The sequence below is a fragment of the Prescottella agglutinans genome (assembly GCF_004011865.1).
GTDB lineage: Bacteria > Actinomycetota > Actinomycetes > Mycobacteriales > Mycobacteriaceae > Prescottella > Prescottella agglutinans.
On record NZ_RKLP01000001.1, the window covers coordinates 491,043 to 503,434 of the forward strand.

Below are 12,392 nucleotides of genomic sequence, written 5' to 3' on the forward strand. Positions count from 1 at the left end.
GTTCAGATCCGTTGCACCGCACCGTCGATGGCGGCCAGCTTCTCACTCAAGTGTGCCCCCACCCGGGCCACATAGGGTTCGTCGATGATCTGGATGTGATCACATCCGATCCGGACGATCTCCAGGTTCTGCACCGCCTCGCCCCAGCCGCCGTCGGGCTGACGGGTCCCGAACGCGGGCTCGAGCGCGATCTGGTCGTCGAGGTAGGTGTCGGCCATGTACAGCACCACGTCGCCGTCGTAGGTTTCGAGGTCGGTGGTGGGTATGGCCCGGTTGTCGAGCCACGACGTGCGCTGGTGCTCGATGATCCCGCCCGGGATCTCGGCGCCGCTGAGTTCGAGCAGGTCCATCAGGATCCGGATCTGCTCCTCGTCGCTCCCGGCCGCGGCCAGCCTGTCGTACGGCAGGGGCGCGTCGAGGTTGTACGTCTTCTTCGCGAAGGCCGCATAACGCTGCCACCGCGCCCGGATCTCGTCCGGGGTGTCCTCCACCTTCTCACCGGGCATGACGGTGTCGATCAGCCCGACGATCCGGACGTCGGCGCCGTCCCGCCGCAGTTGCTTCGCCACCGCGAACGCGAGGGCGCCGCCGAAGGACCAACCGGCCAGCACGTAGGGGCCGTCGCCCTGGATCCCCCGCAGCAGCGGCACGTACGCCGCGGCGCGCTCCTTCAGGGGCCCCTCGACCCGCTCGAGACCGAACATCGGGGTGTGCGCCGGCAGGCGCTTGAGCAGCGGCTCGTAGGCCACCGTCGACCCACCCGCCGGATGGAACACGAACACCGGCACCGCATCCGACCCCTCGGCCCGCGGCCGCAACGTCCGCACCAGACCGTCGATCTTCAGCCCGTCCTCGAGATGCCGACGCACCGTCTCCGCCAACTGCTCGATCGTCTCCGCGTCCAGCACGTCGTCGACGCTGATCTCCCCGCCGGCCCGATCCGTCAGCCGCACCGCCATCCTCTCGGCGGTCGCGTCGTCGAGGATCGGCAGCGTCGCGAAGATGCTCTTCGCCGACTTGCCGGTCACCACCGCCCACGTCGCGAACGTCAGACGCTCGGCCGCATCACGCGGCGGCACGTCGGGGCCTGCGGACTGGACCGCGGGCTCGGCACGCGGCACCGACTGCGCCGAACCGGACACCAACGGGTTCGGGTCCGGCACGGTCTCGCCGGCCGACACGACAGCCTCGAACAGCAGCGCGAAACCGGCCGGATTGACGACGGGCGACGTCGTCAGATGATCTCGGCAGTGAATCTGAACCGAGGCCCCACCGAGGTGCGGCTGTACGGCCACATTGAGGGAACCCGTCGTCGGGAGGTCGGCATGCACCCTCACCGCGGAGACGGTCGCGTTCGGAAACACCTGGGCGGCAACCGCCGTGACCACATCGTCGTAACTCGACACCGTCGAGACCGGCAGTTCCCACGCGTAGCGCCCGTCCGAGAGCGCAACCCGCCCGCCGGAGAACTCGTCGAGACTCCCCGCTCGTGGCTCGCTCGCCGTACCTTGCACATCCGTCATCGCAGCGTCCCTCCCCGTGACGACCCGCCCCCGTGTCGGGACGTGCCGCAACCACATGCACAACCGACAGATCCGGCAGTGTCCCCCCACCGGATTCGAACGCGAATGATCATGGCACGTCACGGGACGACGCAGAGCCGTTCACGCGGATTGCGACACCCGGACAGCAAAAAGGGCCTGATCCGAGAGTGTGGAAACACTCTCCGATCAGGCCCCTTGGTGGAGCTGCCGGGAATCGAACCCGGGTCCTCCGTCGCTTTGCCAGGGCTTCTCCGTGTGCAGTTCGCTATGCCTCTACTTGGATCTCCCGGTCTCGCGAACAAGCCGTGATGACGATCCCAGTCGCTGTTGGTTGTCCCGCCCCACTCCGCGACCGAGTGGAACGGTAGAGCCCTCTAGCTGATGCCAGGATCCGGGTCGAGGGCGAACCCGGGCTGACAGACACGCAGTCGCTACTTAGGCAGCGAGGGCGTAGTCGCGCTGATTGGAATCGGCGCTTATTGGTTTGCAGCGACGCTTACGGTGGTCTCTTGCCTGCACCGACACGCTTCCCCTAACTCAACGTACGCAGTCGAAACCGTTCAGCCCCGTACGTCCCCACGTCTCTCGTGGGGCTACTAACTGTAACCCGCGGGCGCGCGGGAATCATCCCAATTATCCGCCGCCGACCCGGACGAGAACCGAGAACCCGGCACAACGCTGCCGACCATCTGCGTGTTTCCCGCCGGAACGACAACCGGTTCCGTTAGGGTCGTGCCCCGAGACCCACGATTTCGGTGACCTTCGTCACTCGACATCCACCGCTCGACATCCACCCCCGGGGGGAACAAACGCATGACGTCGTTGGCGCGTCGGTTCGCAATCATGGCATCGCTCGCTCTGGTCACCGTGACGGCCTGGATCCTGGCCGCGCCCGCGGCGACAGCCACCCCCGCGTACCCCACACCCCAGCCGGACCCGTTCTACGCCGCACCACCGGACATCGCGTCCAAGGCGCCCGGCGACGTGCTCGCGGTCCGTCGCGTCGACACGTGGCTGGCGCCCGGGAACGAGGTGTGGCAGATCAAGTACCGGTCCACCAACTCGGCCGGCGAGCCGATCCCGGCGATGACGACGGTCATCAAGCCGATGGGCGCGCCGGCGGACATGCCGGTGCTGTCGTACCAGGCGATCGTCAATTCGCTCGGTCTGCGATGCGCCCCGTCGGCAGCCCTGTTCACCGGCGAGATCAAGGACGTCTTCGGGCTGCCGCTCGCGCTCGCGCAGGGATGGGCGGTCGCGATCCCCGACCATCTCGGCCCCAACAGCGCGTACGGCGCCGCGAAACTCGGCGGGATGATCACCCTCGACGGCGTCCGTGCGGCGAAGCGACTTCCGGAACTGCGGCTGTCGGGCAGCCCGGTGGCATTGGCCGGCTACTCGGGCGGCGGCATGGCCACCGCGTGGGCCGCGGCCCTGAACCCCACCTACGCGCCGGACGTGAAACTCGTCGGCGTCGCGCAGGGCGGCGTCCCGGCCGACATAGAGGAGATGGCCCTCGGCCTCGGCCTCGCCGACCGGCATCCCGGTTTCGGCCTCGGATTCGCGGCGGCGATGGGACTCGAACGCGAGTACCCGGATCGACTTCCGGTGAGCTCGCAGCTCAGCCCGGCCGGCCTGGCGCTGCGTGACGAACTCAAGGACGAGTGCCGGACCATGATCATCGCGAAGGGCCTGCTGCACAGCGTCACCGAGGTCGCCCAGTCCACCAGCCTGATGCAGGACGAGGGCATCCGCGCCGTGATGCGCGAGAACAGCCTGGTCGACTTCCCCGGCATCCCGACCGCGCCGGTCTTCATGTGGCAGGGCACCACCGACCAGCTGACGCCGTACCAGTCGGTCGCGGCGACCGCCGACCGGTACTGCAAGGCCGGGGCCACCCTCATGTTCCGCGGCTACCCCATCGCCGAGCACATGACGAATGCCGCGATAGGCCTGCCCGAAGCCTTCCTCTACCTGAAGGATCGGTTCGCCGGGTTGCCTGCACCGACCAACTGCTGACCCCGCGACCAGCGCTTACGTCGGCGCGGAAATCGTATATGTCCATACCTCGAGAACAGTGCGCCAAAATACCTGGACGTTCGTCCAAATTGCCCTAACCTGCTGCCAGACAGTGACCTTTGGGCTCCCTCAGGAGGCGGCCGCCGATGACCCGTGCATCCAGATCCGTTCGACGACGGGCAATGGCGCTGCTCGGCGCCACCCTGACCCTCGCGGTCGCCGCGACCGCCAGTGCGGTGTCGGCGCCCCTCTCACCCGACCCGACGGATCCGGGACCGCCCACCGATCCCGTCTACGGCCTCGCCGGCGGCTGCTACACGCTCGCCTCCGAGGCCACGCCGGGGTTCGTCGTCCGCGACGGCGACGGCTTCCGCACCGGCGCAGACGCCGCGTCGGCCACCCGGTTCCGGATGCAGGCGGCACAGCTCGGCCGGTTCCTGCTCTACGGCAACGACTCCACCCTGGTCGCCGGCGAGTCGGCCAGCGTGACCGCGTCACCGCAGGCGACACCCGCGACCGACTGGATGCTGACGTACACCGACGGCGTCTACACCGCGACCGGCACCGTGACGGGAAAGCAGTTGAGCGTGAACCGGTCCGACGGGCGCCTCGCGGTGACCGACCCGGGCACCGACCCCGAGGCCGGCCGGTTCCGGCTGGCCGCCGCCGACGGCTGCGCCGACTTCCCGGAGGTCGAGGTGAACGCCACCGGCACGCCCGTCGGTGCGAGCCCGTCCGGTGAGGTCCGGGGCTTCATCGACGCGCACGTCCACATGAACGCCAACGAGTTCATCGGCGGCGACATCCGCTGCGGCGAACCGTACTCGCCGCTGGGTGTCACGGTCGCACTGCAGGACTGCGCGGACCACCAGCCGAACGGCACGACCGCACTGCTCGAGAACGTCCTCTCGCACGGCAACCCCTTCGAGACGCACGACACCACGATGTGGCCGAGCTTCGCCGACGTCCCGTCGTACGACTCGATGACGCACGAGCAGACGTACTACCGCTGGGTCGAGCGCGCGTGGCGCGGCGGCCTGCGCATCTTCACCAACCTGTTGGTGTCCAATCGCGTGCTGTGCGAGCTGTATCCGCTGCGCAGCAACCCGTGCGACGAGACGGAGACCATCCGCATCGAGGCACGGCAGGCACACGAGATCCAGGACTACGTCGACGCCCAGTACGGCGGACCGGGTCGCGGCTGGTTCCGCATCGTCAGCTCCCCCGAGGACGCGCGCCGGGTGGCGGCGTCGGGCAAGCTCGCGGTGACGCTCGGCGTGGAGATCTCCGAGCCGTTCGGCTGCGGCGTGCAGGGCGGCGTCCCGCAGTGCACCGAGCAGGACATCGACGCCGGCCTCGACGAGCTGTACGCGATGGGTGTGCGGCAGGTGATCCTGACGCACAAGTTCGACAACGCCCTCGGCGGCGTGCGCTTCGACGAGGGCCTCACCGGGACCGCCGTCAACATCGGCAACTTCCTCGGCACCGGCGAGTTCTGGAAGGTCGAACCGTGCACCGGTGTGGCCGCCGACAACCCGATCGGCAACGTCGACGGCGACACCGCGGAGCTGACGAAGTCGCTGCCGCCCGGTGTCACGCTCCCCGTCTACCCGCCGGGCGACGTGTGCAACGCCCGCGGCCTCACCCCGCTCGGTGAGCACGCGGTCCGCGGGGTGATGCAGCGCGGGATGATCCTGGACGTCGACCACATGGGCGTCAAGACCGCCGATGCGGCGCTGAAGATCCTGGAGGACGCGAACTACTCGGGTGTCGTGTCGAGCCACAGCTGGACCGATACGTCGAACTATGAACGCATCTACAAGCTCGGCGGCTTCGTCGCGTCGTACGCGGGCCCGCCGGAGACGCTTCTCGACGAGTGGCGCGACGCCCGCGAGAACCGGGACGAGAAGTTCTACTTCGGCTACGGATACGGTGCCGACACCAACGGTTTCGGTTCCCAGCCCGCCCCGCCGAAGGAGGGTCAGCCGCTCGTCGAGTATCCGTTCACGACGTTCGACGGCGGCACCGAGATCGACCGGCAGCGCTCCGGCACCAGGGTGTTCGATTTCAACGCCGACGGTCTAGCCCAGTACGGGATGACCCCGGACTGGATCGAGAGCCTTCGCAAGTCCGCCGGTGACGACGGGAAACAGTTCATGGACGACATGTCCCGCGGCGCGGAGGCGTACCTGCAGATGTGGGAGCGGGTCGCCAAGTAGGGCTGCGGTGGCCGTCGCACCTTCCCCTTTACGTGGCGGCCACCGCGATCATCGCGACCGATGCCAGCGCCAGCAGCATGCCCGCTTGCTGGATCCGGCTGACGCGTTCACCGAGCATCACCATCGCCAGCAGCACCGTCGCGGCCGGATAGAGCGAGCCGATGACGCTCACCAGCGACAGTAGCCCGCCCTGGAAGGCGTACATCATCGCCGCGTTCGCGACCACGTCGAGCACCGCGATGTAGGCCGTCAGGCGCAGCACCTCGCCGTGCGGTGGGCGGCACTGTCGCGATGCGAGCGCGACAGCCCACACGACGACGGTAGCCGCGGCCCGGGCGGCGGCGAGCGGCCACAGCCCGGTGCCGTCCGGGATCTGGTGCAGGCCGACGAACGCGAATGCGAACGCGACACCCGAGCCGACGGTGAGCCACGCCACCGTGCGGGTGAACCGCAACTCGCGGCCGCCGGCCACCTCTCCGGCCACCTCGTCGGGCGATTCCCGAGACACCAGCACGACCGCGACGAGGGCGACCACGATCCCGAGATAGGCGACGGCACCGGGCCGCTCGCCGAGGACGATGCCCACGATCGCGGGCAGGCCCGCCACCAGCACCGCGGTGAGCGGTGACACGACGGCCATCGGGCCGGACGCGAGCGCCAGGTAGAACCACCACACCGCGAGGCCCGACCCGACACCGGACGCGGCGCCCCACAGCAGCGCCTCGCCGGTGACCTCGCCGCCGACGAACGGGGCGAGCGCGAGCACCAGCAGGAGCGAGAGCGGGTAGGAGACGATCACCACCCGCAGGGCAGCGACCCGCCGGGAGGCCACCCCACCGACGAAGTCGCTGACGCCGTAGCCGACCGCGGCCACGAGCGCGAGGAGGACAGCTGTCAGCGCATGCCCTTCACGCGGCGTCCGAGTTCGCGCGTGACCTCACGCTCGGCGGTGCGGCGGGCCAGATCCTGGCGCTTGTCGTAGTCCTGCTTGCCCTTCGCCAGGGCGAGTTCGACCTTGACCTTGCCGTCGGAGAAGTACATCGACAGCGGCACCAGCGTCTGGTTGCCCTCACGGGTCTTGCCGACGAGGTGCTCGATCTCGCGCTTGTGCAGCAGCAGCTTGCGGGTGCGCCGCGGCGCGTGGTTGGTCCACGTGCCCCGCGCGTACTCGGGGATGTGCAGTCCGCGCAGCCACACCTCGCCGTCGTCGACGGTCGCGAACGCGTCGACCAGCGACGCCTTGCCCTCGCGCAGACTCTTCACCTCGGTGCCGAGCAGTGCGACGCCGGCCTCGTAGGTGTCGATGATGGTGTAGTTGTGTCGCGCCTTGCGATTGGTCGCGATGACCTTGCGGCCCTTCTCTTTCACGTACGGGCCCTCACTGTCTTCGATCCGCCGTCAATTCTGCTGTGACCTTGGTTGGTCCGACTACCAGCATAGGGGCCACGGCAACCCGATTATCCCGCCGCGTCGCCGTCAGTCCCGCACGTACAGGCGCAGCGCGATGTACGCGGTGATCGCGGCCATGCCGGCGCCGACGATCGCGATGAACGGCGCGACCAGCAGCACGTCGCTGTTGGAGATCCGGGCCACGATGTTCGCGTCGTAGATGTCGGCGAGGACGTCGTCGATGAACAGGTTCTTCGCGGTGAACAGGCCGACGATGGCGAGCGCGGCTCCGATCAGCGACGCGACGACGGCCTCGAGCAGGAACGGCAGCTGCGTGTACCAGCGGGTCGCACCGACCAGTCGCATGATGCCGACCTCGGTCCGGCGGGTGAGCGCGGCCACCTGAACCATGTTGGCGATCAGGAAGATCGCGGCGATCGCCTGCACGATCGCGATCGCGAACGCCGCGTTGCGGATACCGCCGAGCACGCTGAACAGGCGATCGACCAGCTCGCGCTGGTTGAGGATGCTGTCGATGCCCGGCCGCTCGCCGAACTCGGCGTTGATGACACCGAACCGCTCGGGATCGCTGAGCTTGATCTTGAACGACGCGGGGAAGCTCTCCGGGCTCACCAGCGACGCCAACTCGGGCTGGTCCTTGAACACCCGGTCGGTGGCGTCCACGACGGCGTCGTCACGGTTGAGGTACTGCACCGAGACCACCGCGTCGGTGTTCTCGAGGTCGTTGCGGAGCCCGCGGCAGATGTCCTGCACGCAGTCCGGGTCGGAGGCCGAGATGTCCTCGGTGAGGAACAACTGCACCTCGACGCGGTCCAGGAAGATCTGCTGCGTCTTGTCGGCCATCTGCACGACCAGCAGGCCGCCGCCGAACAGTCCCAGCGAGATCGCGGTCGTGAGGATCATCGCGATGGTCATCGTGATGTTGCGGCGCAGGCCGGTCAGGACCTCGCTGAAGATGAAGCTGGCACGCATCGGGGAATCGCAGTCCTTGTGTCGTCTGTTCGATGGCGGATGTCTGCCGCGGTGTCGGCTGACGTGTGCCGGGGCCTAGCGGCCGACGGCGTACACGCCTCGCGCTTCGTCGCGCACCACCCGACCGAGGTCGAGTTCGACGACGCGCCGGCGCATCGAGTCGACGATGTGGTGGTCGTGCGTCGCCATGAGCACGGTGGTGCCGGTGCGGTTGATCCGCTCGAGCAGCAACATGATGTCGGCGCTGGTATCGGGGTCGAGGTTGCCGGTGGGCTCGTCGGCGAGCAGCACCAGCGGGCGGTTCACGAACGCGCGGGCGATCGCGACACGCTGCTGCTCGCCGCCCGAAAGCTCGTTGGGCATGCGGTCGGCCTTGCCGGAGAGACCGACGAGTTCGAGCACCTCCGGGACGGTCCGCTCGATCACCGACCGGGACTTGCCGATCACCTCGAGCGCGAACGCGACGTTCTGCGACACCGTCTTGTTGGGCAGCAACCGGAAGTCCTGGAACACGTATCCGACGCTCTGCCGCAGCTTCGGCACGCGCCGACCGGACAGCTTGTTGACGTGGAAGTCGGCGACGTAGATATCCCCGGAGGTGGGCGTCTCCTCCTTGAGCAGGAGCTGCATGAACGTGCTCTTGCCCGAGCCGGACGGCCCGATCAGGAACACGAACTCGCCCTTGTCGATCTCGACGCTCACCTTGTCCAGTGCCGGCCGAGTGGAGGCCTTGTAGAACTTCGAGACATCCTTGACGCTGATCACGAGGAGCCAGTCTAGCCGTTATCTAACGGTGATCTAGGGCAACGACGCGCCCCGCCCGGTGACGTCAGCCTTCGGGGCTCGGAACCGTGGTCGCCTCGGCGCCGGCCGTGGTTCCGGGCGGTTCCTCCGACTGCTGCGGGGCCTCCGTCGTGGTCGTCGACTGGCCCGACGTCTCCTGCCGGGTCGTCGCGCCACGACCGGCATCCGGCGTGGTCGTCGTCGGCCCGGACTGCCGGTCCGTGCGATTCGTCTCCGACTGCGACGGCGGGGTGGACGGCGTGGAGGTCTCGGACGGCGGCAGTGTCGTCGTGGTGGTGGCGGTCGACGTCTGCGCGCTCCCGGCGGGTGCCGGGTCGTAGATCTGACTCTGCTCCACGCCGGTCCGCTGCAAGCGCTCCTTCTCAGCGTTCGCCGCGTTTGCCCGATCGATCAGATAGGAGTTCAGGGTGGCCAGTGCCAGCCACAGCACACACATGACGACCGTCGTGGTGCGCATCCGACCGCCGAACATCCTGCGGGGAATCCGTCCCCACAGCTGCGACATCTTCTCCTGCGGGCTCATTCGGCGCCCTCTTCCACCGGGTCGTTCTCGAGTTCGGCCGAGACCGTGATGCCCGCTCGGCGCAGGGCCGTCACGACGCGGACCCGCAGCGCGCGGCCCACCTGGAACTGCTTGCCCGGCAACGTCCGTGCGACCAACCGGATGCTCACCTGGTCCATCTCGAGACTCTCGACGCCCATCACGGTCGGGGTGTCGAGCAGCAGCGGCCGCAGCGCCTTGTCCTCGTAGGCGTCGACGCCGACGCGGTGCAGGAGGTCGTTGACGTGGTTGATGTCGGCGGTCGCCGGGATCGGCACGTCGACGACGGCCCGCGCCCAGTCCTTGGACAGGTTGACGGCCTTGACGATCTGGCCGTTCGGGACCGTGATGACCTCGCCGTCCGCGTTCCGCATCCGGGTCACGCGCAGTGTGACGTCCTCGATGACACCCTCGGCGTCCTTCGACGAACCGGTGACCGCGATCTGGACGGTGTCACCGAACCCGTACTGGCGCTCGGTGATGATGAAGAACCCGGCCAGGATGTCCTGGACCACGCGCTGCGCACCGAAACCGAGCGCGGCACCGAGGACCGTCGCCGGGGCCACCAGGCTGCCGATGGGCAGGCCGAGTTGGGCGAGCACCTTCACCACCGCGATCACGTAGACCATCGTGATGATGACCCACGTGACGACCTGCGCCACCGAGTGCCGGTGCTTGGTCGCCTCGGAGCGGACCAGGGCGTCGCCCTGCTGGTAGTTGTCGTCGATGCGCTGGGTGATGCGGCCGCCCGCCCAGCTGACGAAGCGGGCGACGATCAGCGCACCGAGGACCGTCAACGCGATCTGGAGTCCGGTGGTCTCCAGCCAGTCGAGCAGTCGATTCAGCGGGGCGATGGGGGTCTGGGCGAGGAACGTGGTGTGCATACGACCTAGGCTTGGGCTTCCTGCGCTTCGCTCATCCGCCAGCGAATGCCGGCCTCGATGAATCCGTCGAGCTCACCGTCGAGAACGGCCGACGGGTTGTTGACCTCGTATTCGGTCCGCAGGTCCTTGACCATCTGGTACGGGTGCAGCACGTACGAACGCATCTGGTTGCCCCACGAGCTGCCGCCGTCGCCCTTGAGCGCATCCATCTCGGCGCGCTCCTCCTGGCGCTTGCGCTCGAGCAGCTTGGCCTGCAGGACCCGCATCGCGGACACCTTGTTCTGCAGCTGCGACTTCTCGTTCTGGCAGGTGACGACGATGCCGGTGGGGATGTGCGTCAGGCGCACCGCCGAGTCGGTCGTGTTGACCGACTGGCCACCCGGGCCGGACGAGCGGTAGACGTCGACGCGGACGTCGTTCTCGTCGATGTCGATGTGGTCGGTGGTCTCCACGACCGGCAGGACCTCGACCTCGGCGAATGAGGTCTGGCGGCGGCCCTGGTTGTCGAACGGGCTGATGCGCACCAGGCGGTGCGTGCCCATCTCGATCGACAGGGTGCCGTAGCTGTAGGGGGCCTTGACCGCGAAGGTGGCGCTCTTGATGCCGGCCTCTTCCGCGTACGAGGTGTCGTAGACCTCGACGCCGTAGCCGCGCTTCTCGGCCCAGCGGATGTACATGCGCATGAGCATCTCGGCCCAGTCCGCGGCGTCGACGCCGCCGGCGCCGGCGCGGATGTTGACGAGCGCGTCACGCTGGTCGTACTCGCCCGAGAGCATCGTCTTGACTTCCATCGCCTCGATGTCGGTGCGCAGCTGCGCCCGCTCGGTGTGGACGTCGGCGACCGCCTCCGGCCCCTCCTCCTCGGCGAGTTCGTACAGAACCGTCATGTCGTCGAGGCGCGAACGCAGCTCCTCCACGCGGCGCAGCTCGGCCTGCGCGTGCGACAGCTGGCTCGTCACCTTCTGCGCGTGCTCCTGGTCGTTCCACAGATCGGGATCGGACGCCTGGTGCTCGAGTTCGTCGATGCGGCGGCGCAGCTCCTCGATATCGAGGACCTTCTCGACCGTGGTCAGAGTGGTGTCGAGCTCGGCGAGGTCAGCGGAAACATCAGGATGCACAGTTATCCAGGCTACCGGGTGAATCACGCGGGCCGCCGTTGCACCGACCACACGATGTCCGCGCGCGGCCCGACGGCCACCGAAGTGGCGTGCAGTAGCGTCGAACGGGTGACCGATCTGGAACTCGCTCTCCGCCTCGCCGACGAAGCTGACACCATCACCCGCGCCCGCTTCGGGGCGTTGGACCTGAAGGTCGACGCGAAGCCGGACCTCACGCCGGTCTCCGACGCGGACCTGGCCGTGGAGAAGGCCCTGCGCGCGACGTTGACGGTCGAACGCCCGGCCGACGCGGTGCTCGGCGAGGAGTTCGGCGGCGACGCGAAGTTCGAGGGCCGGCAGTGGGTGATCGACCCGATCGACGGCACCAAGAACTTCGTCCGCGGCGTCCCGGTGTGGGCCAGCCTGATCGCGCTGCTCGAGGACGGCGTGCCCGTCGTCGGTGTGGTGAGCGCCCCGGCACTGAACCGCCGCTGGTGGGCGTCGTCCGGCGAGGGCGCGTGGGCGTCGTACGACGGCGGCGACGCACGCCGGCTGTCGGTGTCCGGGGTGCGCGACCTGGCGTCGTCGAGCCTGGCGTTCTCGTCGCTGTCGGGGTGGAAGGACCGCGGGATCCGGGAGCAGTTCGTCGACCTGACCGACGACGTGTGGCGGATCCGCGGCTACGGCGACTTCTTCTCCTACTGCCTGCTCGCCGAGGGCACGCTCGAGATCGCCGCCGAACCCGAGGTGTCGCTGTGGGATCTCGCCCCGCTGGACCTGCTGGTCCGCGAGGCCGGCGGACGCTTCACGAGCCTCGAGGGCACCGACGGCCCGCACGGTGGCAGCGCCGTCGCCACCAACGGCCTGCTGCACGACGAGGTCCTCGCCCGCCTCCGCTGAAT

10 protein-coding genes, 1 other RNA gene and 1 pseudogene are annotated in these 12,392 nt (G+C 68.4%); 3 read left to right on the plus strand and 9 right to left on the minus strand.

Annotated elements, in window-relative coordinates:
- Positions 1-2: 2 nt before the first annotated feature.
- Positions 3-1,088: pseudogene (locus tag EGT67_RS02325) on the minus strand (thioesterase domain-containing protein); the annotation flags it as partial.
- Positions 1,089-1,740: 652 nt separating this feature from the next.
- Positions 1,741-2,112: a transfer-messenger RNA gene (gene ssrA / locus EGT67_RS02330) on the minus strand.
- 245 nt (positions 2,113-2,357) lie between these two features.
- Here ssrA and EGT67_RS02335 point away from each other — a divergent pair.
- Together EGT67_RS02335 and EGT67_RS02340 are read left to right on the plus strand one after the other, a co-directional pair.
- Positions 2,358-3,563 (plus strand): lipase family protein, encoded by a 1,206-nt coding sequence (locus tag EGT67_RS02335; RefSeq protein ID WP_127914408.1) that lies wholly within the window; start codon positions 2,358-2,360, stop codon positions 3,561-3,563.
- A gap of 146 nt (positions 3,564-3,709) precedes the next feature.
- Complete coding sequence (locus tag EGT67_RS02340) at positions 3,710-5,782, plus strand: amidohydrolase family protein (protein ID WP_127914409.1); 2,073 nt, start codon at positions 3,710-3,712, stop codon at positions 5,780-5,782.
- A gap of 28 nt (positions 5,783-5,810) precedes the next feature.
- On the opposite strand, the gene EGT67_RS02345 is transcribed toward EGT67_RS02340, so the two are convergent.
- The 7 genes from EGT67_RS02345 to prfB all read right to left on the minus strand — a co-directional run bounded on the left by EGT67_RS02345 (position 5,811) and on the right by prfB (position 11,511).
- Positions 5,811-6,680 (minus strand): EamA family transporter, encoded by an 870-nt coding sequence (locus EGT67_RS02345; RefSeq protein ID WP_127914410.1) that lies wholly within the window; start codon positions 6,678-6,680, stop codon positions 5,811-5,813.
- Entirely contained in the window at positions 6,677-7,150 is a 474-nt protein-coding gene (gene smpB / locus EGT67_RS02350) for an SsrA-binding protein SmpB (protein WP_127914411.1), read from the minus strand. Before smpB ends, EGT67_RS02345 begins: the two co-directional genes overlap by 4 nt.
- A gap of 108 nt (positions 7,151-7,258) precedes the next feature.
- Positions 7,259-8,164: a permease-like cell division protein FtsX gene (gene ftsX, locus EGT67_RS02355; RefSeq protein ID WP_127914412.1), complete on the minus strand. Its 906-nt coding sequence runs from the start codon at positions 8,162-8,164 to the stop codon at positions 7,259-7,261.
- A 75-nt stretch (positions 8,165-8,239) separates the two neighbouring features.
- Positions 8,240-8,929: a cell division ATP-binding protein FtsE gene (gene ftsE / locus EGT67_RS02360; protein ID WP_127914413.1), complete on the minus strand. Its 690-nt coding sequence runs from the start codon at positions 8,927-8,929 to the stop codon at positions 8,240-8,242.
- Positions 8,930-8,993: 64 nt separating this feature from the next.
- Positions 8,994-9,491 carry an Rv3103c transmembrane domain-containing protein gene (locus EGT67_RS02365; protein WP_127914414.1) on the minus strand — a complete coding sequence of 166 codons (498 nt, stop codon included), beginning with the start codon at positions 9,489-9,491 and terminating at the stop codon, positions 8,994-8,996.
- Positions 9,488-10,393 (minus strand): mechanosensitive ion channel family protein, encoded by a 906-nt coding sequence (locus EGT67_RS02370; RefSeq protein ID WP_127914415.1) that lies wholly within the window; start codon positions 10,391-10,393, stop codon positions 9,488-9,490. The genes EGT67_RS02365 and EGT67_RS02370 overlap by 4 nt, the downstream gene beginning before the upstream one ends.
- A gap of 5 nt (positions 10,394-10,398) precedes the next feature.
- Positions 10,399-11,511, minus strand: a complete 1,113-nt coding sequence (gene prfB, locus EGT67_RS02375; RefSeq protein ID WP_127914416.1) for a peptide chain release factor 2 — start codon at positions 11,509-11,511, stop codon at positions 10,399-10,401.
- 54 nt (positions 11,512-11,565) lie between these two features.
- Here prfB and hisN point away from each other — a divergent pair, with 54 nt between their 5' ends.
- Positions 11,566-12,390 carry a histidinol-phosphatase gene (hisN, locus tag EGT67_RS02380; protein ID WP_127914742.1) on the plus strand — a complete coding sequence of 275 codons (825 nt, stop codon included), beginning with the start codon at positions 11,566-11,568 and terminating at the stop codon, positions 12,388-12,390.
- Positions 12,391-12,392: the final 2 nt, after the last annotated feature.

Coding starts and splice junctions, on each gene's coding strand:
- EGT67_RS02335 (WP_127914408.1), top strand. CDS start 2,358: ATGACGTCGTTGGCGCGTCGGTTCGCAATCATGGCATCGCTCGCTCTG.
- EGT67_RS02340 (WP_127914409.1), top strand. CDS start 3,710: ATGACCCGTGCATCCAGATCCGTTCGACGACGGGCAATGGCGCTGCTC.
- ftsX (WP_127914412.1), bottom strand. CDS start 8,164: ATGCGTGCCAGCTTCATCTTCAGCGAGGTCCTGACCGGCCTGCGCCGC.
- EGT67_RS02365 (WP_127914414.1), bottom strand. CDS start 9,491: ATGAGCCCGCAGGAGAAGATGTCGCAGCTGTGGGGACGGATTCCCCGC.
- EGT67_RS02370 (WP_127914415.1), bottom strand. CDS start 10,393: ATGCACACCACGTTCCTCGCCCAGACCCCCATCGCCCCGCTGAATCGA.
- hisN (WP_127914742.1), top strand. CDS start 11,566: ATGTCCGCGCGCGGCCCGACGGCCACCGAAGTGGCGTGCAGTAGCGTC.